This window comes from Asaia platycodi JCM 25414, assembly GCF_000614545.1.
Lineage (GTDB): Bacteria > Pseudomonadota > Alphaproteobacteria > Acetobacterales > Acetobacteraceae > Asaia > Asaia platycodi.
This window is the reverse complement of the sequence record NZ_BAKW01000006.1, coordinates 62,015-84,216: the sequence shown is the minus strand read 5'-3', so window position 1 is coordinate 84,216 and position 22,202 is coordinate 62,015. Positions and strand designations below refer to the sequence as shown.

Annotated in this window: 20 protein-coding genes and 4 pseudogenes; 14 read left to right on the top strand and 10 right to left on the bottom strand. The window is 58.1% G+C overall.

Features of this window, described 5'->3' with window-relative positions; all coding sequences use genetic code 11:
* Window positions 1-3: 3 nt before the first annotated feature.
* Together JCM25414_RS18020 and JCM25414_RS26530 are read right to left on the bottom strand one after the other, a co-directional pair.
* Window positions 4-1,881, bottom strand: coding sequence for a TonB-dependent receptor (locus JCM25414_RS18020; RefSeq protein ID WP_369346017.1), 1,878 nt, complete (start codon window positions 1,879-1,881; stop codon window positions 4-6).
* A gap of 2 nt (window positions 1,882-1,883) precedes the next feature.
* Entirely contained in the window at window positions 1,884-2,468 is a 585-nt protein-coding gene (locus JCM25414_RS26530) for a hypothetical protein (RefSeq protein WP_369346015.1), read from the bottom strand.
* An 818-nt stretch (window positions 2,469-3,286) separates the two neighbouring features.
* Here JCM25414_RS26530 and JCM25414_RS06930 point away from each other — a divergent pair.
* From JCM25414_RS06930 to JCM25414_RS06925, 3 genes are all read left to right on the top strand, one after another.
* Window positions 3,287-3,694, top strand: coding sequence for an HlyD family efflux transporter periplasmic adaptor subunit (locus tag JCM25414_RS06930; RefSeq protein WP_277911113.1), 408 nt, complete (start codon window positions 3,287-3,289; stop codon window positions 3,692-3,694).
* 527 nt (window positions 3,695-4,221) lie between these two features.
* A complete protein-coding gene (locus JCM25414_RS23880; RefSeq protein ID WP_148300984.1) occupies window positions 4,222-4,518 on the top strand; it encodes a hypothetical protein in 297 nt (98 codons plus the stop codon).
* 20 nt (window positions 4,519-4,538) lie between these two features.
* The gene (locus JCM25414_RS06925; protein ID WP_148300983.1) at window positions 4,539-4,910 is read left to right on the top strand and encodes a hypothetical protein; all 372 of its coding nucleotides are present in this window, start codon (window positions 4,539-4,541) and stop codon (window positions 4,908-4,910) included.
* 339 nt (window positions 4,911-5,249) lie between these two features.
* On the opposite strand, the gene JCM25414_RS06920 is transcribed toward JCM25414_RS06925, so the two are convergent.
* Window positions 5,250-5,636, bottom strand: a complete 387-nt coding sequence (locus tag JCM25414_RS06920; protein WP_025841152.1) for a hypothetical protein — start codon at window positions 5,634-5,636, stop codon at window positions 5,250-5,252.
* A 138-nt stretch (window positions 5,637-5,774) separates the two neighbouring features.
* Between JCM25414_RS06920 and alkB the strand changes: the two genes are divergently transcribed.
* The 9 genes and pseudogenes from alkB to JCM25414_RS24745 all read left to right on the top strand — a co-directional run bounded on the left by alkB (window position 5,775) and on the right by JCM25414_RS24745 (window position 15,452).
* A complete protein-coding gene (gene alkB, locus JCM25414_RS06915) occupies window positions 5,775-6,431 on the top strand; it encodes a DNA oxidative demethylase AlkB (RefSeq protein ID WP_025841151.1) in 657 nt (218 codons plus the stop codon).
* Between the two features lie 62 nt (window positions 6,432-6,493).
* Complete coding sequence (locus JCM25414_RS06910; RefSeq protein WP_025841150.1) at window positions 6,494-7,888, top strand: class II 3-deoxy-7-phosphoheptulonate synthase; 1,395 nt, start codon at window positions 6,494-6,496, stop codon at window positions 7,886-7,888.
* A pseudogene (locus tag JCM25414_RS18015) lies at window positions 7,885-9,089 on the top strand (nicotinate phosphoribosyltransferase). Before JCM25414_RS06910 ends, JCM25414_RS18015 begins: the two are co-directional and overlap by 4 nt.
* Window positions 9,086-9,460, top strand: a complete 375-nt coding sequence (locus JCM25414_RS06900) for a hypothetical protein (protein ID WP_025841149.1) — start codon at window positions 9,086-9,088, stop codon at window positions 9,458-9,460. The pseudogene JCM25414_RS18015 and the gene JCM25414_RS06900 overlap by 4 nt, the downstream one beginning before the upstream one ends.
* Complete coding sequence (locus tag JCM25414_RS06895) at window positions 9,460-10,218, top strand: hypothetical protein (protein WP_025841148.1); 759 nt, start codon at window positions 9,460-9,462, stop codon at window positions 10,216-10,218. The genes JCM25414_RS06900 and JCM25414_RS06895 overlap by 1 nt, the downstream gene beginning before the upstream one ends.
* Before the next feature lie 75 nt (window positions 10,219-10,293).
* Entirely contained in the window at window positions 10,294-11,628 is a 1,335-nt protein-coding gene (gltX, locus tag JCM25414_RS06890) for a glutamate--tRNA ligase (RefSeq protein WP_025841147.1), read from the top strand.
* A 19-nt stretch (window positions 11,629-11,647) separates the two neighbouring features.
* The gene (locus JCM25414_RS06885; protein WP_025841146.1) at window positions 11,648-12,595 is read left to right on the top strand and encodes an ion channel; all 948 of its coding nucleotides are present in this window, start codon (window positions 11,648-11,650) and stop codon (window positions 12,593-12,595) included.
* 389 nt (window positions 12,596-12,984) lie between these two features.
* Window positions 12,985-13,533 (top strand): annotated as a pseudogene (locus tag JCM25414_RS26525) (TonB-dependent receptor plug domain-containing protein); the annotation flags it as partial.
* Between the two features lie 89 nt (window positions 13,534-13,622).
* Window positions 13,623-15,452: a TonB-dependent receptor gene (locus JCM25414_RS24745; RefSeq protein WP_051535742.1), complete on the top strand. Its 1,830-nt coding sequence runs from the start codon at window positions 13,623-13,625 to the stop codon at window positions 15,450-15,452.
* A gap of 99 nt (window positions 15,453-15,551) precedes the next feature.
* Here JCM25414_RS24745 and JCM25414_RS06875 read toward each other — a convergent pair whose 3' ends face one another.
* Genes JCM25414_RS06875 through JCM25414_RS18005 form a run of 4 tightly spaced genes read right to left on the bottom strand, consistent with a single transcriptional unit; the run spans window position 15,552 to window position 17,999 of the window.
* Entirely contained in the window at window positions 15,552-16,463 is a 912-nt protein-coding gene (locus tag JCM25414_RS06875; RefSeq protein WP_051535741.1) for a CDP-alcohol phosphatidyltransferase family protein, read from the bottom strand.
* A gap of 12 nt (window positions 16,464-16,475) precedes the next feature.
* On the bottom strand, window positions 16,476-17,153 hold the full coding sequence (locus tag JCM25414_RS06865) for a phosphatidylserine decarboxylase (RefSeq protein ID WP_025841144.1): 678 nt from the start codon (window positions 17,151-17,153) through the stop codon (window positions 16,476-16,478).
* A 31-nt stretch (window positions 17,154-17,184) separates the two neighbouring features.
* The gene (locus JCM25414_RS23320; RefSeq protein ID WP_159101721.1) at window positions 17,185-17,343 is read right to left on the bottom strand and encodes a hypothetical protein; all 159 of its coding nucleotides are present in this window, start codon (window positions 17,341-17,343) and stop codon (window positions 17,185-17,187) included.
* Window positions 17,340-17,999: a methyltransferase domain-containing protein gene (locus tag JCM25414_RS18005; protein WP_051535740.1), complete on the bottom strand. Its 660-nt coding sequence runs from the start codon at window positions 17,997-17,999 to the stop codon at window positions 17,340-17,342. Before JCM25414_RS18005 ends, JCM25414_RS23320 begins: the two co-directional genes overlap by 4 nt.
* Before the next feature lie 179 nt (window positions 18,000-18,178).
* Between JCM25414_RS18005 and gloB the strand changes: the two are divergent.
* Together gloB and JCM25414_RS06850 are read left to right on the top strand one after the other, a co-directional pair.
* Window positions 18,179-18,896, top strand: a pseudogene (gloB, locus tag JCM25414_RS18000) (hydroxyacylglutathione hydrolase).
* A gap of 17 nt (window positions 18,897-18,913) precedes the next feature.
* Entirely contained in the window at window positions 18,914-19,513 is a 600-nt protein-coding gene (locus tag JCM25414_RS06850) for an HAD family hydrolase (protein WP_025841143.1), read from the top strand.
* Here JCM25414_RS06850 and JCM25414_RS22375 read toward each other — a convergent pair.
* From JCM25414_RS22375 to JCM25414_RS17995, 3 genes and pseudogenes are all read right to left on the bottom strand, one after another.
* Window positions 19,494-19,625, bottom strand: coding sequence for a DUF2474 family protein (locus tag JCM25414_RS22375; RefSeq protein ID WP_081775825.1), 132 nt, complete (start codon window positions 19,623-19,625; stop codon window positions 19,494-19,496). The two genes, JCM25414_RS06850 and JCM25414_RS22375, sit on opposite strands and share 20 nt — an antisense overlap.
* A 12-nt stretch (window positions 19,626-19,637) precedes the next feature.
* On the bottom strand, window positions 19,638-20,660 hold the full coding sequence (cydB, locus tag JCM25414_RS06845; RefSeq protein WP_025841142.1) for a cytochrome d ubiquinol oxidase subunit II: 1,023 nt from the start codon (window positions 20,658-20,660) through the stop codon (window positions 19,638-19,640).
* Window positions 20,661-20,668: 8 nt separating this feature from the next.
* Window positions 20,669-22,077: pseudogene (locus JCM25414_RS17995) on the bottom strand (cytochrome ubiquinol oxidase subunit I).
* Window positions 22,078-22,202: the final 125 nt, after the last annotated feature.

Genomic DNA, 22,202 nt, shown 5'->3' with positions numbered 1-22,202 from the left:
TTTTCAAGAAAGCCAAAGCGGTCTCAGGCCAGAACTGGCCCGAAACCGGGGAGTTCCCGTCCCGACAGGAGCGTGATCACTCGAAACTGGCAGAGACGGTCGCAATGGCCGCAAAGCCCGTGCCGACCGCATAGGCGGCTGCGACCCGGTCAGGGTCTTGCCACCCATGCCCTTGATCGAGGCGGCGGCTGTCGGCGTGAAGCCGGTGATGGAAGACAGATAATGCACATCGCCGATATTCATCAGGCTCACCATGGCCTTGGGATGCACCCGACCGAAACGCGGCAGCCAGCGACCGATAGAGGCATCGGCGGTGAAATAGGCCGGAATGCTCTGATCGTTCATCAGCGTGGAATATTGTGAATCCGAATAGCGGAAATTGAAATTGCCGAAAGTCGTGCCGTCATCATAGGTCAGACCGAGCGCGCCGAGGAATTTGGGCGAGGCGACTTCCTGCTTGCCCTTTGTCGGCAGCACATCGCCCATATAGGCGATATTATTGCCTATTTTCGTGTGCATGTACTGGCCCGAGGCATAGGCGCTCAGATGGTGCCAGGGGCGCGTCGAGAGTTCCGCCTGAATGCCCATGGCGGCTTCACCGCCCGCATCGATAGGCTGCGAGGTCAGGATGCTCGTGCCCGGGATATAGGACACGCTGCTGATCTGATGATGCGTCAGATTATAGTTGAAGCCCGAAACCGTCGCCATGATCGGCCCGTAATGACGAAAGCCGATTTCCTCGCCGATCATGTATTCGGGCGTGAAATTGGCGAGAGGCTGCGTGACCGGTACGGGCGTCGTGAAGGTATAGACCGGGACCTGAGCCTGAAAGGATGAGGGGGCGCGATAGCCAGTCGTGCCGTTGATATAGATCTGGTTATTCGGCGTCAGCTGATAGGAGATCAGCACCTGCGGCGCAGGGATGAATATGTTTTTCACCGATTTATACGGCCGTGAGCCGGGCAGATCTTCGGTGAAGCTGCGTGAAATCATATTGGCTCGCAGCCCGGCATCGATAGTCAGGCGATCATGGAACAGTTTGATCTGGTCTTCGAGCCCGAGCGCGTTCAGCTGCTGGAACCCATTGATGTCATATTGGGTGATCGCCTTGCCGCCTACGGTCAGATAGCCGTTATTCTGGGTGTATTGCCCCTGGGCATTGACCGCATAATGGTTCTGGAATTCGGTATGGACCGCATAGCTGTACCAGTAGGAAAACTTCAGCGTATTGATACCGCGATGCCATGAGCCGATCAGGTTCAATCCGCTTGAGGTCTGTACCCAGGGATGGATGCTGATGGCCGTCACCGAACCTTTTGCGGGCGTATAGCCATCGAGCACAGCGTATTTTTCAGTGCCGCGATAGCCATTGGTGATGGGAATATTGGCGCCGTAATTATTCGGCCCATAGGTCTCGACCGCATAGGGTTGGGCGTCGAGCGCAAAGCCATCACCGAGATCGAAATGGTTCTTCAGCGTACCCACCACGGCATTTGTCGCCTTGGTGTTGAGCTTGTAATAGAGCGTATCGCCCGGCGTGTACTGGCCATGGGTGTTATAGCTCGTGCCGTATTGACGCCATTGCGCGAGGTTCGGATAGAGCCATTCCGTCTGGTTGGCGTAATTATAGCCGAAGATCAGTTCCGAGCTGCTTTTGGGCGTCCAGTGCTTTTCGACAGCCGCATCGAGATGCCAGCGATAAAGACTGCCCGGCCCACGCCACAGATTGCCGCTGGAATACGAACCAGAAACGAAGCTCGTGACGCCACTATGGCCAATCTCGCCCGTATCGACGCGCACGAATTCCTTGTTCGAGCTATGCGTGCCGCCCGAGCCTTCCGCATAGGCTGCAAAATGCGATCCCGGATGGCGCAGACTCATCGTCATTTGTGCGCCGTCGGCATTATAGGTCGGAGCCGTGAGGTCGGATGACCCCTGACTGACCGATACATTGGCGAGGTCTTCGTTATCCACCATGGCAGAGGTATAGGCGCCATAGGTGAAGGGGTCGGCCAGTGGCATGCCTCATAGATCATGCCGATCTGGGTCTGATCGAGACCGCGAATATGTATGGTTTCTGACGTCGTGCTGAGCGGCCCCTCATTCGTGCCCTGAACGCCTGGCAGGCTGGAAACAAGCACACCCGGATTAACCAGAGGGGATTGTTTGGCAATATAATCCTGCGTGACCATGCTGATGGATTTCGCCTCGGTCTGTCGGGTCATGAGGCCGCCGCCCTGCACAGCGCGACGCGCCGATACGCTGACATTCTCGTCATGCGTGGCCATGAGGTCACGTGGCTTTGCCTGTGGCCCGGGGGCTGCCTTGCGTCGTGCCGCTGCCGGGGCGGGTTTGTGATGCGCTTTTGCCGCTGCCGGGTGACTTGCCCCGACACTGGCGAGTGCGACAATCCCGAACGTACCGAGAGGAAGAAGAGCCCGTTTGTGGGCGGAACGCGAAAGCGACATGGCCTGATCCTGAAGGTCTCAGGGCAGACGCGAAGTCACGCCGCCCGATGCGGACGCGACGGTGTCGAAACGGTTCCATCAATTCAAACCACGATTTTATTTCGGTTTTATGATGAAATGATGACCTGCGTATCAAGTTAGATATTAGCTTTAGCCGCTGCTATTACCCAGGTCCGGATGGAGTAAAAACGGGCGATGGGAGCGTCATCTGAGAGCTATAAAAGACACTAACCCTCAAATGAACCGATCGCTTACTCAATCCAGCTAGATTTACGGGGCCCGTTCTTTTTTTTTCGTCGAGAGGCCGCCGACCGAATGGAACATTGTTGTGAACGACAGATTTCACCATCGCCTGATAGCAACATATTTTTGGATGATATGAAGATAAAATCTCAAAAATTATACTGTAATAATAAAAAAACGAAAAAAAGATTTTTGCAAATTATAGGTTTGAATATCAGTCTCAGACTGGATGTCGGAAACGTTACTTTTCTACCTATACGCATCGGCTCAGACCCGTGAAGCACTAAGACACATAACGGCAACGCTTTGTTGCGAACTCTGGGAGCCTTTGGGTGGAAGCAGTTAGTGTGATTCCGAGCGATTCAGGATGAATGTTCGAACGATCACCGAGTTTCTGCGTCTTTTGGGTAACCCAGCCGAAGAGAACCAGATCTGCAATGCTCTAGGCGATACAGCTTCTATTTCAGGAGTCGTCCGTCTTCTACACGGTCGTGGGTTGAAAGCCGATTTCAAACGTGTCCGGTTAGATCGTTCGGCTCGCACTCCGATGGCAGCGCTCGCCGTGATGAAAGGGCATTACTACTGTTCGCGGCGTTGTCACGGCAGGAGAGCGCTTGATGGTAATCGTGCCTGACAACAGAATGCTCAATGTCGAGGTCGAGATCAGTAATAAGGATATCGGGTTTGTGACAGAAGGCCAGCCTGTGCAGGTCAAAGTCGCTGCCTTCAAGTTTACGCGCTACGGGCTCATACTAGGCCACGTAGTCTCTATAAGCCAGACCAGTACGGCAGATGATCTGAAGACGGTTGATACACTGAACGACCCCGATGGTCATGGCAGGGCGGGCAGGGCGAATACCGCGGGTTCGGAGGCCGATCTCGATGGGGGAGAAGGGAGTGGCTACGTCGCACAGATTATGCTCGACCGCCAAACTATTGAGACCGAGGCCGGCACAGCCCGATTGAGGCAGGCATGGCCGTGACAGCCGGTATCGTAACCGGGAAAAGACGGGTCATCTCCTATCTGCTCTCACCGGTTCAACGATATTCACAGAATGCTGGGAGAGAACGATGAGCAGCAATAGTCCCTCGCGCAAGCGGCGAGAGAGACGCGTGATACAATCGATTGCGCTGTTAACCGGGGTGTCGATCGGGTTGTCATCTTGTACTGAGCCGCCCTTGAGTAAGCAGACGTTACTCGCAGTTAACCTCGTAAGGGAAGCGAGCGAATTGGGTTCTGTTCCCAATAGAAAATTTTCGACTTCAAACGATTATCTTAGTACCTTATCACCTTATAAAAGAGAATTAAAGGAGTCGTTAAATGAGGGGGAAAAACCTATTGTACATATACTTGATGTAGAGGGAGGAAAATATATACAAAAAGAAAATTTTCTACGTTTACGAGATTAGACCCCTTGATCCTAATACGCCAGTATACTGGATCCATGCTTCTCGAAACGACACTGAGTTCGATGGCAAGGATGTACAGACTACGTTTTTCCAAATAGAGATGAGGAATGACGGGTGTGACGATAATGGCATATCATCAAAAGAAATATTAAAATCATTTGGAAGTAATCCAAAAATTATTATACGAGGCCTACCGCTACCTCCTGATTCAGTTCCTTTTAATATGTTGTATCACCCAGATCCGGTATTTGGCTGCTCTTTTTTTCATAAAAATAAGAAATTGTCTAATGCAACTATAGAATATAAAAATACGAGTATTTCAAATAATCCAGTGATAACTATAGGTTTTAATGGTTTTGGAAAAGTAAAATCTTTCGGAATAAAAATATCTAAATAGATGGTGAAAAGGAAGAGATTATGTCAACATCGAGAGTGATTATCAATAGCGATGGACAAAAATGGCTCAATAGTTTGAAGGGCGGTAATCTCATCGACGACCGCGGTTATAACCAGATCGTCGACGCTGCTCAGAAGTCATCTTTTCTTGCTGGTGAAATCAACGCGGCGGGAGAGATTGCCTTAAAGGTAGTCAGGAGTACTGGTGCGGGACTGTATTATGATTCTACCGACCTAAATATTCACATCGGCTCTGACATGGCTGGTTGGGAAAATCAGAACCTCCTTCTCTCCGCTTTGGCGCACGAAATGGCCCATGCGCTACAGCAAGGCGCTGGTGCGCAGAACGGGACCGTACCGGATGGTAGGGTGAGCTGTAATCGTAAAATATAGTTACCCTGATATAATCAACAATCCAAATATAATATTTATTTTTGATGGATCTGCAAAATGGATTCCGTAGCAAGAAAAATGGTCAATTGATCTGCGGAGAAATGACAAACTAAACGATTTGCTTGGTCATCTCGCATCTTTATGCCGACGCCTCCGCATTGCAGGGGCAGTTTACCTTGTCGTTCTGAAAGCCGGATCAGTTTCGAGAAGAGCTGGATCTGCCGCTGCCTGCCTGCCTCTGTCGGGCACAGGGTACCGATAAGATCTTGCAGCTATTGTTGCTGCGCGTTTTTCCTGCCGCAGAGATCCCGGATGCGCGAGGCATCCGGGAGACTGTGTTCAGCGCGGGGCCACCCAGCCATTGCCCGATGCATCGCCGAGCTGGCCGCTCTGGACCGGGCTGCTATTGGAATAGGCAGAACCGAATTTGCTCAGATCGGCGCCGGTCACGGCATCGCGCTGCACATTATCGGCGTGATCGGGGTCGGGGCCGTGATTGAACTCGGTGCTCGGCGTTTCCTGATAGCCGGGCGGCAGCGAGTGGCGGCCTTTGGCGGTCAGATGTTCGCCCTTGCCATGATATTCAACGCCGCCGTCATTGGTGGTGCTCTGCGGAGCATGGGCGTCATTCGGGGCGTTCTGTCCCGTAAACTGGGCCCAGGCCGTGCCGGCAGGCAGGGCGAGGAGAGTGGCGGCCAGAAAGGCGCCGCGTCGGAGCTTTGCCATCGAAGCATTCCCTTGCAGTTTCGTCCCGTTACGCTTGGCGTACAGGAACGGTGGTTGCCAATTCGGAAATAAGCCCGATCTCTGGCGCTGATAAGAACCTCAAGTAAGCGGTGAGGCAGGAGGCGGCAAGGGCCTATTATGATGGATGATCTGTTCGGCGCCCTCAGGGCACGCGAGACCCTCGCGCAGGGGGCCGTTTTACTTCCCGGAGCCGCCTTATCACGCCAAGAAAGGCTGATGGCGCAGGTGGGTGACATCGTGTCGCAGGCGCCGCTGAGGCGGCTAACGACACCGGGCGGTCGCCGCTTTTCGGTAGAGATGACAAATTGTGGCTCGCTTGGCTGGCATTCCGACGCAGCGGGGTACCGTTACGAGTCCCGTGACCCCCTTTCGGGCGGGTTCTGGCCTGCACTGCCACCCGACTGGATCACTTTTGCGCAAGATATGGCGGCACAGGCGGGTTTCGGTGATTTCCAGCCGCAGGCCTGCCTTCTCAACCGCTATGCCCCCGGCGCGCGTATGGGGCTGCATCAGGACCGCGATGAAACAGCGCTCGATTCTCCGATCGTCTCCATTTCTCTGGGGCTGGCGGCCCAGTTTCTGTTCGGCGGTGCAGAGCGCACAGATCCGGTCCGCAAATTGCGCCTTGTCAGCGGAGACGTGGTGGTATGGGGTGGCGCATCGCGCCTCTTCTATCACGGGATCGCTCCACTGGCCTCCGACGATCATCCTCTGACCGGCGCCTGTCGCTGGAATCTGACATTCCGCCGCGTCCGTGCCGAGGTTAGCCCCTAGGCGACAGGAATATTCCGTTTCATACTAGACCCCCTCTTTTTGAACCGAAGGAAGACGCTCTCATGCACCCGAACCGCGAATCCGCCCAGCACGCCGGCTGGACGCCGTCGAGCTGGCGGTCGCACCCCATTCGCCAGGCACCGCATTATCTGGATGCAGCCGCGCTCGACTCTGTCGAAGCCCGACTGCGGCGCTATCCGCCGCTGGTGTTTGCAGGCGAAACGCGGCGCCTCAAAAGCCAGCTCGCCAAGGCGGCGCGCGGCGAGGCGTTTGTGTTGCAGGGCGGGGCCTGTGCCGAGAGCTTCAACGAGTTTACGGCCGATATCGTGCGCGATACTTTCCGTGTGCTGCTGCAGATGGCCGTTGTGCTCACCTTTGGCGCCAAGGTGCCGGTCATCAAGATCGGACGTATGGCCGGGCAATATGCCAAGCCGCGCTCTTCCGACACCGAAACCCTCGATGGCGTGACGCTGCCGTGCTATCGCGGTGACATCATCAACGGGCCTGAATTCACAGAGGCCGCGCGTCTGCCCGATCCGGGCCGTATGGAAACCGGCTATTTCCAGTCAGCCGGTGTCATGAACCTGCTGCGCGCCTTCGCTTCCGGCGGTTATGCCAATCTGCATGAAGTGCATCGCTGGAATTTGGGCTTCGTCAAGCGCTCGCCGCTCGCAGAGCGCTATCAGGATCTGGCCCAGCGCATTGATGAGACGCTTTCCTTCATGGGGGCCTGCGGTTTCAACCAGAGCGCCCCGCAGATCAACGAGACCGAGTTCTACACCTCGCATGAGGCGCTACTTCTGCCTTACGAGCAGGCCCTGACACGCATCGATAGCCTGAGCGAGAACTGGTACGATTGCTCGGCGCATTTTCTGTGGATCGGCGATCGTACGCGCCAGCCCGATGGCGCTCATGTCGAGTTCCTGCGTGGCGTCGGCAACCCGATCGGCATCAAGGTCGGGCCGACGACGACACTCGACGATCTTGAAAACCTGCTGGATATCCTGAACCCGAAGGACGAGGCCGGACGCATCACCCTCATCTCGCGTATGGGTGCGGGCAAGGTCGGCGATTTCCTGCCGCCGCTTCTCGACAAGGTGCAGGCCAGCGGTCGTACGGTTACTTGGCTCTGCGACCCGATGCATGGCAACACGATTACCACGGCTGACAAGGTCAAGACGCGTTCCTTCGACTCCATTCTCGGCGAAGTGAAGGGTTTCTTCTCGGTCTTCCAGAGGGCTGGCCTGCGTCCGGGCGGAATCCACATCGAAATGACGGGTCAGGACGTGACCGAATGCGTCGGTGGCGCCCAGTGCCTCACCGAAGCCGATCTGGCAGGGCGTTACGAGACGTTCTGCGACCCGCGCCTCAATGCCGAGCAATCGCTCGAAATGGCTTTCCTTCTGGCTGAGGAGCTGACGGGGCATTTCCGCGATCATGGAGCGTTGCAAAAATGACCTCGAACCGGCCAGATGAAGAAAATGCCGCCATCCGATCTGCGGTCAGCCCGAAGCTCGCTCTGAGCCAGAGCGAGATCGCGGCGCGCACCGATGCGTATTTCAACCGCACTCAGGCGATCGTCTCGCATTTCGGCGAGTGCGAAGTCACCTATGCGCTCTTCATCCGCAGGCCGGTCATTGCTGCCCACGGCCTGATGATCGAGTGGCTCAGAAACGTCGCTCGAGAACAGGGTTTCTCGGTTGCGATCGAAATCATGACGCCTGAGGGCAGCTGGGTCGGGGCCGGGGAGCCACTGGTTTATCTGACCGGCCCCTTTACCCGCATGGCCCCGCTCGAAACCCTGCTGCTGCAGAAGCTCGGCTCCGCCTGCGTCGCTGCCCATAACGCCTATCAGATGGCACTTGCCCTGCCAGATGCTGCTTTCATGGCGATGGAAGCGCGGCATTGTGCCGGTTTCGAAATGCAGGAAATCATGGGCTATGCGGCTTCTGTTGGCTCACGCGCAGCGCGCCGCGAGGGGGCCAGGGGCTTTGTCGGTTGCGCCAATGATGTGACAGCAGGCTTTTTCGGTGCCGAGCGGGGGCTGGGCACCATGCCTCACGCCCTGATCGGCTATGCCGGATCGACCTGCGTGCCGCTGAAATGTATCACGAGGTCTATCCGAACGATCCGTTGGTGGTGCTGGTCGATTACTTCGGTCAGGAGATCACCGATGCGCTGGCCGTCTGCCGTCGCTTCCCCGAGCTGGCAGCTGAGGGGCGCATCAGTGTGCGTCTGGATACCCATGGCGGGCGCTTCATCGAAGGGCTCGATCCGCAATCTTCCTATGGCGTGCTAGAGCGTCACACACCGGGCACGATCAGGCGTTATCGCTCCGATCATGAGCTGAAGGACCTCGTCGGCACGGGGGTATCGGCAGCCGCCATCTGGTGGATGCGTGAATCACTCAATGAAGCCGGTTTTACCGAGGTGAAGATCATCGTTTCTTCCGGCTTTGGCCTTGAGAAATGCATGACGATGCGCGACTCTCATGCCCCGCTCGATGTCGTGGGCACGGGGTCTTTCATCCCTGTCAAATGGAACGAAACCTATGCCACAGCCGATATCGTCGCTTATGACGGCGAGAAGCGGGTGAAGGTCGGTCGCGAGTTCCTTCTGCAAAAAGTCCCGTCTAAAAAGAAGGAGAACGAAGCGTGAGCAGTTCTGAAGCAGAGCCCGATCGCGGCTGGTTTGTCCGCATTCTCGATAATTCGGGCGGTGCGGAAGAAGGAATCGTGGAAGAGGTCAAAGACTTCCAGGACCTCGCCCATGCCAACGCCTATGCCCGCGCCTATGTGCGTGACAGCATCGAACGGTGTCGCGTTGGTGGTGCTGTCGGGCGCGAAGTACTCGAATCCTGGTTCTCGTTCGGCGAAGACGCGATCGTGGTCGAGGCGGGTGACGATGGCTGGAAGTCAGCCTCCGAGCTTGAGGATTTTGCCGCCACTCCTGCGACGTCGATGGAGCGGGACTGGCGCACGCTCGACCCGCGTCGCCTTGTGGAAGACGACGAACAGGTCGAACTCTGATGGCCGTAGAACGCCGTAAGCTCCTTTGGGGAGCCACTGCGCTCGGCATGGCAGCTCCCTTGCCGGGTCTGGCCGCTACCGTTCTACCGCCCTCGCCTGCGCCGCAGAGCGGTCTATCCGATCTGAGCCGTCAACTCGCAGCCCTGCCGCGGCGGCGCCAGTTCACTACCGTGCCACGCCTGCTGGATCATCCCGATTTTTGGGACGACGTGGCTTTCGATGCGCTATTGGCGTATCGCGGCGCGCAGAAAATGCTGGGCACTGGCACAGCGCTTTCGGGCAACTGGCCGAACGAAGCGCAGAACCTGCTCAACAGCGAGGTTTTTTCCTTCGTCCACCCCGATGCCCTGCTCGTCATGGCGCTCTGGGGCGAAGCGCAGCTTGGGCTTTATAACGAGGCTGCCTGGGCGCATTTCGACCTGGCCCGCCTGGTCTCTCCCGGTCAGACGGCAATGCCGTTGCATCAGACACCTGCAGGCAGCTCGCGCCATCATCAGGACGAGCAGGGCGCCTATGGGGCCGCCGGGCGCAGCATTCCGGCGCTTCAGGCGCGTGGCGTGGTCTTTCTTGCCTGTCACAACGCCGTCTGGGCTCATGCAGGCCGGCTGATCGCCCTCGGCGCCGGACCTGCCGGGCTCACGCAGGAGCAGCTAGCCGCCGAACTGACCAATGCACTCGACCCCCGTGCTATCGTGACGCCGAGCGCCTTAGGGGCTCTGGCCGAGCTGCAACGTGCCGGGTTCTCGCGGATTTTCTGAAAACCCCCGGTTTTCTGAACGGTCGGGCGTGTGCAGGCTCTGGCAAATTGCCTGCGCGCTTGGCATAGAAGCAGCATGAAACTGCGCTTCGCTCCCAGCCCGACCGGCTATCTTCATGTTGGCAATGCCCGTCTGGCCATCGCCAACGCCCTGTATGCCCGCAATCATGGCGGCAAATTCCTGCTTCGCATCGACGACACGGATGTCGAGCGGTCGAAAGCGGAATATGAGCAGGGCATCAAGACCGATCTCGAATGGCTCGGCCTGAGCTGGGACGAAACCGCCCATCAGTCACAACGTCTCGACCGCTACGCGCTCGCCATCGAGGCCCTGAAGGCATCGGGACGCCTCTATCCCTGCTTTGAGAGCGAGCTGGAGCTTGCGGCCAAGCGCGAGGCGCGTCTCAAGGCGCGTAAGCCTCCGATCTATGATCGTGCCATGCTGCGTTTGACGCCAGAGCAGCGCGAGCGGGCCGAGGCCAATGGCAAGACCCCCTATTGGCGCTTCCGTCTCTCCGACGGTCACAAGAGCTGGCGCGATCTGGTCATGGGCGATCTGTCGGTAAAGCTCACCGCCATTTCCGACCCGGTTCTGGTGCGCGCAGACGGCACCGTGCTCTACACCCTCGCTTCGGTCGTGGACGATATGGAGCTGGGGATCACGCACATTATTCGGGGTGAAGACCACATTACCAATACCGGCGTACAGCTCGATATCATCGAGGCGCTTGGCGGCAGACCGAACCGCTTCACCTTTGCCCATCTCCCGCTCCTGCTCGATGAGGGTGGCGGCAAGCTGTCCAAGCGCTTCGACGCGCTGTCGCTGCGCGCTTTGCGTCATGACGGCATGGAGCCGCAATCGGTCGTTTCCTATCTGGCGAAGATCGGCAGCTCCGACGACCCGGTGCCCATGACGCTGGAGCAGTCGATTGCGAGCTTCGACCTGTCTCATATCTCAAAATCGGCAGCGCGTTTCGACATGCAGCATCTGCTCGGGCTCAATCGTCGCCTGCTGCATGGTCTGTCGTTCGAAGACGTGAAATCGCGTCTGCCCGAGGGCGCCGATGAGGCTTTCTGGAACGCCATCAGCGGCAATGTCGACCTTACCGGCGAAATCGCCTTCTGGTGGGACGTGGTACAGGGCGAAATTTCTCCTCCCACTTTGAGCGACGAGGCAGCTTTCCTCGCTCAGGCCGAACAGACCCTGCCTGAAGCCCCCCTGACTGCAGATAGCTGGAAGCTCTGGACGACGGCGCTCAAAGAGGTCTCAGGACGCAAGGGTAAGGCCTTGTTCCACCCGCTGCGTCTCGCCCTCACGGGAGAGGAGGCCGGACCGGAGCTTCACGCCCTTCTGCCGCTGATGGGACACGCGCGTGTCATTCGGCGCTTGCAGGAAGCGGCTCTGACCTAAGCGATCTCGATACGCCGTCATGACCGGGGATTTGGCTGGGAAGGCAGAACTGGGCAAGGGGCATCCTGCAAGGGCGCTCGGGCTCCTGACCGATTCAGCTGACGGAATCGAAGATCGTGTGCGTGCGTCCGTAACGCGTGTGGGCATCGGCAGCAACTTCTGGACCGATCTCTATCATCATGCCCTGACCACCTCCTGGCCCCGTTTCATGGGGTGGTCCACTATCGCCTATTTCGTCGTCAATCTGGCTTTTGCGCTGCTTTATCGGCTGTGCAACGCGCGCATCAACAACGCTGCCGATCTCGATCTGCTTTCGCTGTTCTTCTTCAGCGTTCAGACGCTCTCCACCGTTGGCTATGGTGTCATGGCGCCGACGGGGCATATGGCCAATGCGCTTGTGTCGGTCGAGGCCTTGCTGGGAATGATGATCAATGCGCTGTCCACCGGCGTGGTCTTCGCCCGGTTTTCGCGCCCGCGCGCGCAGATCGTGTTCAGCAAGGCGGCGGTCATCAGCAAGCGGGCCACTCCCCCCGTGCTTTGCCTGCGGCTGGCCAATGTGCGCAAAAGCGCCGTGCTCGCGATGGATTCGGAATTGTCGCTCTCGCAATTCGTGATTGGTGAGGGCGGTTATCCCACACGGATTTTTACACCGCTGAAACTGCTGCAATCGCGTATGCCCGAACTGCGCTTCATCGAAACACTGGCGCATCCTATCGATAGCAGCAGCCCGCTTGCCCTGCTCAGTCGGGAGCAACTCGACGCAACTTACGCCCAGATTCTTGTGACTGTCCGCGGCACTGACGAGGCTACAGGGCAGGCAGTGCTTCTGCAGCATGCTTATGAACCGAGCCACATTCTGGCGGGAAGACGCTTCGTCGATATGCTGTCTCAGGATGGGCACGGCAATTATCGTGTTGATTATCGCCGTCTGCACAGTCATGAGCGGGAGCCTGACTTCGATAACTGAAAGGGCGCGCTCGCATAGGCAGTGAGGCTGGGCCCGTTTCGGTAGATTCCAACATTATCTGATTTTTTCGCACCTTTAGAAATAATGATCGTTTCGATGAAGGTTACTCTTCCATATTTGCAATAAAAAATTCACGAAAAAAAATTGTAAACGAAATTACCGATATTATTATAAATATGAACGAAAACGGAAACTATTGTTAAATATATAAGTCAGTATAACATATATTTCATATCCTATACTTGTTTCGATACAAAACCATTCCAAAACATCTCTAAGTGAAACGTGCCGGGTGCACTGTCACCTGAACATAGCCTCCGGTGTTCATACGTATCGAATAAAGCCCAAGGCCCTGACTGGACACGGTACAGTTGGCAGGGGCGGGAGAGATGTTTGTGTTGAAGGGTAAAAGACTGTGCCTGGTGTTCACGTTTCTTTGCTGCACCGGTTCTGCTTATTCCGCGACCAGAAGCGACAACAATCCAGATTCCCGTAAAAGAGCCTCCGCCGCTGTGAAGCCGGGCGTTTCAGCACCTATCCCGAAAGTGGCTGCTTCCGTGCAGGGCGAAAAGCCCGCGGTAAAAAAAAACATTCTGCGTAAAAGCGCGCCGGAGAGCATCGACGTGACGGCGCAAAAACACGCCAGAAACTTCCATAAAGACCCGAGCTCGGTCACAGTCTTTTCGTCCAAGCAACTTGCCAATCGTCATGTCGTCTCGCTCACCGATCTCGGCGACGGCTCTATTCCCTCACTGCGTATCGCCCAGTTCTCAGGCCGGAATTCGGCGCTGGTCGTCAATATCCGAGGGGTTGGCGTGCTGGGTGACAGTAATCAGCCCGCGCGCGATCAGGGCGTGGGTGTGTATATCGATGGCGTGTATGTGGCGCGTCCCCAGGCACTCGGTACGGCGCTGTTCGATGTCGAGAGCATGGAGGTCTCAAAGGGCCGCAGGGCACGCTTTTCGGACGGAATACTGAAGCAGGCGCGCTCAACATCATTACGCGCAGGCCGACCGGCAAATTCGGTATGCGTCTGCTCGGCGGCTTCGGCAATTACAACAGCAACAAGGGTGAGCTGCATCTCGACCTTCCGGCCTTTCATGATCTCGCGATCAAGATCGATGCGGTTGAGGCGCATCGTGCGGCGCTGGTCAAAAACCCGATGCCCGATACGGGCGGGTTCAACCAGTATGACAAGCATGGTTTTCACGTCGAGGCGATGTATCACCCGGTCGATAATTTCACCGCCGACTACGCCTATGACAATTCCTATGACAGCACGACCACGCTGTGGATGCAGTTGCTGAAACCGGGCACAAACAAGCTGGCTCAGGTCGCGCAGCTACAGACGACCCGCGCCAAGCGCGCCTTCGTGGGCGTGCCGGAAGAGCCGAGCATCGGCAAGACCAATGGCCATCGCATGACGCTCGATTACAAGGCCATTCCGCAATATCTCTCCTTCAGATCCATCACCGCCTATCGCGAACTGAGCCAGAGCCAGTTCGATAACGGCATGGCTGCGGGGAGCATGTCCAACACGACAGGCAATTTCACCGGAACGAGCTTCGCTCGTAACTCGCTTGCCGGTTTCTGGCAGAACCAGATCAGTCAGGAAATTCAGGCTTTTGGGCATACCAAGCGTCTGAAATACCAGGGCGGGTTCATCTATTTCCGCGAGCACGCTTCCGATAATGCGCAGGCTTTCTACACCAATCAGTTCACCAATGCGGCAGGCAGCGACTACAAGCTGCTTACGGGCCCGGCTTATGACGATTGGGGGCTGCAACCAATCGATCGCGCCAGCCAGGTTACATCGAAAAGCTGGGGTGTTTATGGCAATGCGGTCTATACGCCGCCCATCCTCTACGACAAGCTGCATCTGACAGCAGGGCTGCGCTGGTCGCATGACGGCAAGCATGGCACGCTCACGACGGTCAATAACAAGGCCCCGGTCAACACCGCGGGCGTGTCGGGGCCGATCGATTTCGATGCCGGATGGTCGCGTGTCGATCCGCTGCTTGAAGTCAGTGGCGATCTGACGAAGCGTGTGCTGCTCTATGGAAAATGGAGCACAGGCTACAAGCCGGGCGGCGCCAATTCCCGCGCGCAGGATTATGAGGCTTTCGGTCCTGAATCGGTCTCGATGTTCGAATTCGGTTCCAAAACCGAGTTTTTTGACCAGCGCGTGCGGTTCAATGTCGCGGGATATTGGGGCGATTATAAAGATATCCAGGTCGATTTCAGCAAGCCTTACCAGATCGGCAATCAGCTCACGACGCGCACCACGACCTCAACCATCAATGCGCCCGGTCATGGTGATCTGAGCGGTGTTGAGGCCGAGCTGAATGTGTCGCCCATGCGCCATCTGACAATCGGCTTTTCCTACGCCTATAATTACGTCCATATCCCGCCGACGGCGAACCCGTATCAGAACTCGGCCGGTATCATCAGCTCCATGCTTGTACCAATCTACCAGAACTACACACCGGCGCATTCGGGCAGCTTCCAGGTCGATTACACACGGCCCCTCCATGGTTTTACGCTGCTCGCGCATCTCGATGGCAATATCGATAGCGGTTATTACGCCAATACGACCGATCCGGTTTATCTGGGCGTCGGCAATGGGAAGAACGTCTATCAGCCGAAGGGAGATAGCGGTCTGATCGTCAATGGACGTATCGCCATTTCGAATGTTCAGCTTGGCAATGCCGGAACCCGGGCTACCTTCTCGCTCTGGTCGCGCAATCTGTTCGCCGAGCAGCACGCTTATTTCAAGTCGCTGGGCGTCACCACAGGGTTGCAGAGCTATTTCAACGAACCGCGCCAGTTCGGCGGACAGGTTGAACTGGCCTTTTGATCGACTGTAGCAGGATCGGATCGGGAAAACCCGGTCCGATCCTCATGTCGAAGGGATCAGGAGACGATCGATTCTTTCAAGCGGCTACAGCGCGAGGCCTCAAGCCTCGGGAACATCTTCCGAAAGCGCCTCGGCCTGCGCTTTCAACCGATGAAAGCTGCGACGGCTGAAAGGCAGGATCAGCAGATAGATCAACCCCGCCGCCGCGAGCGCCAGCCAGGGGTCGGCTACAAGAATCGCAGCATAGAGCAGCGTGCCGAGCATCAGCGGCAGCACATAGCGAGCGGCGATCTTGAAGTTCTTGAATGACCACACAGGTAGGGTCGAGACGAGAAGGGAAGCCGTCAGGATCAGCGCCCCCGCTGCCAGTATGGGAGAGCGAGCGATGGAGTCGAGCAATGGCCAGTGCATTTTCTCGGCTTCGAGCCCGAGAAAGATCGGAAACAACACGATACCGGCACCCGCCGGGGCGGGTACGCCCGTGAAGAAGTTATAGGAATATTCGGGCTTTTCCTCATCGTCGAGGCTGGCATTGAAGCGCGCCAGACGCAGCGCCATGCAGACCGTGAACAGAATGCAGGGCACATAGCCGTATCGGCCACCCGTACCGTGCAGCGTCCATAGATAGAGCAGGAAAGGCGGCGCCACGCCAAAACACACGAAATCCGACAGCGAGTCGAATTCGGCGCCAAAGCGCGACGTGCCGTGCAGAAGCCGCGCGATACGACCGTCAAGTCCATCGATACAGGCTGCAATTACCAGTGCTACGGCGGCATAAGCGAATTGCTGTTCCAGCCCGTAGCGCAGGCTGCTCAGCCCGGCGCAAAGCCCGAGCATGGTCAGCAAATTCGGGATCAGTCGGTTGAATGACGGTCCGCGCACGCGCACGCGCCTGGGGCGGATGCGCCTCAGACGACGGCGCTTGCGCCCCGGACGCGAGGTCGCGCCTTCCGGGGTGTCAGATCGGGGCGCCGAGACATTCGGCGCGGGCGTGAGGGGCGCTTCCGACACAGCGACCGCGGATCAGAGATGGGCGATGACGGTTTCGCCACCGACCATGATTTGGCCGGTGCTGACCAGAGGCGTCACGTCGGGCGGCAGATAAAGATCGGTGCGCGAGCCGAAGCGGATCAGACCGAAACGATCGCCGGGTTCGACGGCACTGCCTTCTTCCACATAGCAGACGATACGGCGCGCAATCAGTCCGGCAATCTGCACGATGGCCATATGACGGCCATCTTCAAGCGTCAGGCGTACTTCATTGCGCTCATTCAGGTCGGAGGCCTTGTCGAGGCTGGCGTTGAGAAACTGTCCGGCATGATAGGCGATCTTTGTCACCGTACCCGCGGCAGGCATGCGGTTGATGTGCACGTTCAGCACCGACAGGAAGGTCGCCACGCGCCAGACCGGATCGCTGCCCATGCCAAGGGCCGCGGGCGGCGTGGCAAGTTCGACCGACACCACGCGGCCATCGGCCGGAGCGAGCGCCAGATCGGTCCGCGCCGGGGGGAAACGCTTCGGATCGCGGAAGAAATACAGGCAGAAAGCAAATCCGCCCAGTGCCACATTGCCGATCAGGCGCGTGGCCCGCCAAGGCGTCGCACGGCCCAGAACGGTCAGGCCGCCTGTCAGCGCGAGAAACGGGATGGCAGCGCGATGCGGCGGGGCCAGAACGGATTTGATCGATTGAATCAGGGACATGAGCGCAGTCTTACGACACCAAGGTTTCGGGTCAAGCTTTTGGGTTGCGGGGCCGGGATTTCGGCCCTTCGGGCAGGTTCGGATACCCGCCTGCCGATCCTGCCAGACTGGTCACGCGACGCGTGAAATTCAGCGCCGCTCGCTCGGCTTCGACGGGCATGCCAGAATAGAGATCCTTGCACGCCGTCACCAGATGCACACCGCCAAGCGCCGCCCAAGCATGCTGAACAGTCTGTCACCCATGAAGCCTGCTCTCTCGTCGAGCGAGAGCAGCCCGAGCGGTGCACTGAGAGCGGTGGATCCTGACTCAGCGCGAAAAAGAGCACGTTGCAGGACGCGGTCCAGCTGCCCTGTCGAAAAGGGGCTTCCATGCCCGAAAGGCAGGGTGTCGTCTTTTGCGGCAAGGCCGGTGCGATTGGGCACCACCAGGATGAGGCGCCCATGATCGGAGAGAACCTTCCAGATCATGCGCAGCAGGGGATGCGGGTCGACGATTTCCAGCCCGTGCATCAGCACCACTAGATCGATGCTCAGATCGTCGAAAGGCAGGCTGTCGGGCGCGACGAGGCAGCTGGGCCATTCTTTGGCGGAGGGTGGCACGATGCCCCGTCTTCTGGTCATCGGGGTGTCGAGCTGCGCAGACGCGACCCAATGAGCCATGCCAAGGGCGCCCCATTGCGATAGAACCGGTGCCGCATAGCCAAGGCCCAGAACCCGCAACCCTTTCGGGTCCGGCAGGAGAGGCAGCAGCCGCGACATCAGAAGCGATATCACCTGCTCTCCACGTCGGCTGGCATAAAACCCGGCAGCGTCGGACGGCACGGGCAGGGGAGGACGCGTCTGCATGGGGCCACGCTAACCCGAACGGCGGGTATGGGCCAGAGCTGGGGCGCAAGGGCCTGTCGCAGGCGTAAGCGTGATCGACAGATCGGCAGGCGGCGAGTGCGTTCGGGAGTGAACGGGCGTAGCGTCTATAGAGTTAAGACCAACGACAGAACGGTTCGAAAAAAGAGGAGCATAGCACCATGAGTCTGGCAGTGAGGGCAATTCCCTATGCACGGGATAATTATGCATGGCTTCTGACCAATCCGCAGACGGGTGTCGTTGCCATTATCGACGGGTGAGGCCGAGGCGGTCAGTGCCGTGATCGGCGAGGGGCGTCTGGATCTCATTCTCCTGACCCATCACCATGCCGACCATATCGGTGGTGCCGAGGCCCTGCGCCAGAAATACGGGGCGCGTATCGCCGGGGCTGAGTGCGATTCCGCCCGTCTGCCGCCGCTCGACCTGCTGCTGCATGATGAAGATCGTATCGCCATCGGCCATGACCTCGGTGAGGTGATCGCAACACCCGGTCACGCACGCGGACACATCGCTTTCTATTTCCGTTCGGTGCCTGCGCTGTTCTGCGGCGATACGCTGTTCAGTCTCGGCTGCGGGCGCCTGCTCGAAGGTACGGCAGAAGAGTTGTTCACCAGCCTGCGCCGGTTTGATTCGCTTCCCGATGAAACACTGATCTGCTGCGGCCATGAATACACGGCGGCCAACGCGGAATTTGCACTCTCACGCATGCCGGAGAATGCAGAATTGCAGCGCCGTGTCGCCGAAATCCGCGCCTTGCGAGCGCAGGGCAAGCCGACCCTGCCCGTCGCGCTGCGCGTCGAGCGTCAGACCAATCCGTTCCTGATGGCGCCCGACGTTGAGACCTTTGCTACGCTGCGCAAGGCCAAGGATAATTTCTGAAGAAAGGAGGAATTCCGATGCCCGATTTCACTCTGGCCGATCATGATTTCGATGCGATCATTTTTGATTGCGACGGCACGATCGCCGACACCCTTCCCGTGCATTATCTTACTTTCAAGGAGGCGCTGGGCGAGTACGGCCATCCGCTCGAGGAAGACTGGTATCGTGCGCGGACAGGGCTTTCGAGCGGCAAGCTGTTCGACGCGTATGAGCAGGCATACGGCGTGACGCTTGACAGCGATGCTTTACTCAAGCGTAGCAGTGGCTTGTACGAGAACCATCTCGACACGCTGCGTGAGCACAGCTTTGCAGCCGATATCGCCAGAAGCCAGTTCGGTCATGTACCGATGGCCGTGGCGTCCGCCGGACAGAAAGCGGTTGTGAAAGCCACGTTGCAGACGCTGGATCTGCTGGAATTGTTCGAGCATGTCGTGACGGTCGAAGATGTCAGCCATCCCAAACCTGCGCCCGATCTCTATCTGCTTGCGGCAGAGAAGCTAGGGGTCGCCCCGCAAAGATGTCTCGTCTTCGAAGACACCGATGAGGGACTTCAGGCGGCTCTCGCCGCCGGGATGGACGCGGTTGACGTCCGCCCCTTCACCATTGGTGAAAAATAACGATCTTGATTGCGGTCGCGACCACGGCAAGGGCCGCGACCCCGCCTGCCCAGAGCCCGACGAACCAACCGAGACGGGCCAGGAAGGAAGAAGGTGCCGTTGTGGCAGGCATGGTCAGGCTCCCTTAGTGATAGTGGTGTTCAGCGGTCACGGTGCCGCGGAAGACCCAATAGGAATAGATCGTGTAGGCGAGAATGATCGGCAGCAGGATCGAGGCCCCGGCCAGCAGGAAAAGCTGGCTCTCAGGCGGTGACGAGGCCGACCAGATCGTGACCGTCGGCGGCACGATATAGGGCCAGACATTGATTCCAAGCCCCGAGAAGCACAGGAAGAACCAGCCCAGCGCGCAGAGAAACGGCGTCAGACGCGTGGCTGATTTGCGCAGCGACAGGAAGAACAGCGCCGCTAGAACGATCACGGCGACAGGCACTGGCGCTACCCAGATGATCTCCGGGAAATCGGTCCAGCGATGCATGTACGTGGCATGCAGATAAGGCGTCCAGACCGAGACGATGGCGATCAGCACCAGCATGGCCAGGCCGAGCGGTGCCGAAAGACGCTGCATGACAGCCTTCAGATCGGTCTCGGTGCGCCAGACCAGCCAGGTCGCGCCAAGCAGCGTATAGCCGACGGCGACAGCAAAGCCGCAGAAGAGCGGGAAGGGGGCGACCCAGTCCCAGGCGCTGCCGACGAACACGTTATTCTCGACCTTCACGCCCATGATCAGTTCACCAAGAATGACGCCCTGCATGATCGAGGCCACCAGTGAACCGACGCAGAAGGAGCGATCCCAGAAGGTCGTGCCGAAAACGCCACTGGCCTTCACGCGGAACTCGAAGGCGACGCCACGCAGAATGAGCGCGAGCAGCATGAACAGGATCGGCAGATAGAGCGCGGGCAGGATCGTGCCATAGGCAACCGGAAACACGCCATAGAGCGTGGCACCGCCAAAAATCATCCAGGTTTCGTTGCCGTCCCAGACAGGGGCGATCGTATTGACCATGACATCGCGGTGATCCTTGCGATGCTCACCGAGAAACAGGATGCCGATGCCCAGATCGAACCCGTCGAGGCAGACATAGATGAAAATGGCGAGGGCGGCGAGTGTTGCCCAGATGATGGGCAACCAATAGGCGAGGGTGTTCATCGAGACGCTTACTCCGCCGGGTGATGAGAGATTTGGGTGATGCCAGCGGCACGATGCGGCTGGTCACGCGGGGGCTCGTGCTCGTCCGTGCTGGGCTCCTTGGCGAAATCGCGCAGGAGAATGCCGATACCGGCCGTAAAGACGATGAAATAGACGATGACGAACGCCACCATCGATATCTCCATGTTCGGCAGCGTCACGGGGGATACGCTGTCGACCGTACGAAGCAGTCCGTAGATCGTGAAAGGCTGGCGGCCGACTTCAGTGGTGACCCAGCCGCAAAGCAGGGCGATAAACCCGGCTGGCGTCATGAGCAGCGCACCGCGCAGCAGGATCGGGTTGGTGTAGAACCCGCCCTTCCAGCGCAGGAACAGCGAGAAGAAGCCGAGCAGCGCCATCAGGCTGCCAAGGGCGACCATCACACGGAAGGTGTAGAACACCACATACATCGGCGCACGCTGGTCCTTGGGGAAATCCTTCAGACCCGGCACCTTGCCATCAAGGCTATGCGTCAGGATCAGCGAGCCGACGAGCGGAATGCCGATCTTGTAGCGGGTCACCTCATGTTCCATGTCCGGCACGCCGAACAGCAGTTCAGGGGCGCGGCCTTCTGATTCCCAGTCGCCTTCCATCGCGGCGATCTTGGCAGGCTGGTATTTTAGCGTGTTCAGACCATGGGCGTCACCGGCCAGAATCTGGAGCGGCGCCACGATGGCGGCCATCCACATAGCCATCGAGAACATGACCTTGACCGCATCGGTCGGCGCACGGTTCTGGCGCTTGGCCTTGAGCAGATGCCAGGCGCCGACACCGCCAACGATGAAGGCCACGCACAGGAAAGCGGCCAGCGCCATGTGCACCAGACGGAACGGGAAGGACGGGTTGAAGACGATCGCAAACCAGTCAGCCGGCAGGAAGCGGCCCGTGGCAGCGTCGATCTTGTAGCCCTGCGGTGTCTGCATCCACGAATTGGATGCCAGAATCCAGCTCATGGAGATCAGCGTGCCGATCGACACCATGCAGGTGGCGGCGAAATGCAGATGCTTGCCCACGCGGTTGAGGCCGAACATCATCACACCCAGGAAGCCCGCTTCGAGGAAGAAGGCGGTCATGACCTCATAGGCGAGCATCGGGCCGAGGATCGGTCCCGCTTTTTGCGAGAATTGCGACCAGTTGGTGCCGAACTCGTAGGACATCACCAGCCTGAGACGACGCCCATGGCGAACACGACCGAAAAGACGCGCAGCCAGTATTTGAAGAGGTCGAGATAGACGGGTTTGTCCGTCTTGAGCCAGAGGCCTTCGAGCACGGCCAGAAACGCGGCCAGGCCGATGGAGAAGGCTGGGAAAACGATATGAAATCCGACGGTAAACGCGAATTGCAATCGTGCGAGGAAGAGGGCACTCAAATCGGGCATTGCAGTGATCCGCGGCCATCAAGGCCAGTCGTGAAGGGGAATTGGAAACAGCCTCCGCCATAAGGCGTCAGCCTCCCCTCCGGTTCATCGAGAATGCCCTGTTAATATCGCGAAGATGTGATTTT

Bases quoted from the DNA above. Each gene is read 5' to 3' on its own strand.
- JCM25414_RS06910 (WP_025841150.1), top strand. From the start codon at position 6,494: ATGCACCCGAACCGCGAATCCGCCCAGCACGCCGGCTGGACGCCGTCG.
- alkB (WP_025841151.1), top strand. From the start codon at position 5,775: ATGATGGATGATCTGTTCGGCGCCCTCAGGGCACGCGAGACCCTCGCG.
- JCM25414_RS24745 (WP_051535742.1), top strand. From the start codon at position 13,623: ATGCGTCTGCTCGGCGGCTTCGGCAATTACAACAGCAACAAGGGTGAG.
- gltX (WP_025841147.1), top strand. From the start codon at position 10,294: ATGAAACTGCGCTTCGCTCCCAGCCCGACCGGCTATCTTCATGTTGGC.
- JCM25414_RS06925 (WP_148300983.1), top strand. From the start codon at position 4,539: ATGTCAACATCGAGAGTGATTATCAATAGCGATGGACAAAAATGGCTC.
- JCM25414_RS22375 (WP_081775825.1), bottom strand. From the start codon at position 19,625: ATGCCTGCCACAACGGCACCTTCTTCCTTCCTGGCCCGTCTCGGTTGG.
- cydB (WP_025841142.1), bottom strand. From the start codon at position 20,660: ATGAACACCCTCGCCTATTGGTTGCCCATCATCTGGGCAACACTCGCC.
- JCM25414_RS06920 (WP_025841152.1), bottom strand. From the start codon at position 5,636: ATGGCAAAGCTCCGACGCGGCGCCTTTCTGGCCGCCACTCTCCTCGCC.
- JCM25414_RS06885 (WP_025841146.1), top strand. From the start codon at position 11,648: ATGACCGGGGATTTGGCTGGGAAGGCAGAACTGGGCAAGGGGCATCCT.
- JCM25414_RS06865 (WP_025841144.1), bottom strand. From the start codon at position 17,153: ATGTCCCTGATTCAATCGATCAAATCCGTTCTGGCCCCGCCGCATCGC.
- JCM25414_RS06850 (WP_025841143.1), top strand. From the start codon at position 18,914: ATGCCCGATTTCACTCTGGCCGATCATGATTTCGATGCGATCATTTTT.
- JCM25414_RS06895 (WP_025841148.1), top strand. From the start codon at position 9,460: ATGGCCGTAGAACGCCGTAAGCTCCTTTGGGGAGCCACTGCGCTCGGC.
- JCM25414_RS23880 (WP_148300984.1), top strand. From the start codon at position 4,222: ATGAGGAATGACGGGTGTGACGATAATGGCATATCATCAAAAGAAATA.
- JCM25414_RS26530 (WP_369346015.1), bottom strand. From the start codon at position 2,468: ATGTCGCTTTCGCGTTCCGCCCACAAACGGGCTCTTCTTCCTCTCGGT.
- JCM25414_RS18020 (WP_369346017.1), bottom strand. From the start codon at position 1,881: ATGAGTCTGCGCCATCCGGGATCGCATTTTGCAGCCTATGCGGAAGGC.
- JCM25414_RS18005 (WP_051535740.1), bottom strand. From the start codon at position 17,999: ATGCAGACGCGTCCTCCCCTGCCCGTGCCGTCCGACGCTGCCGGGTTT.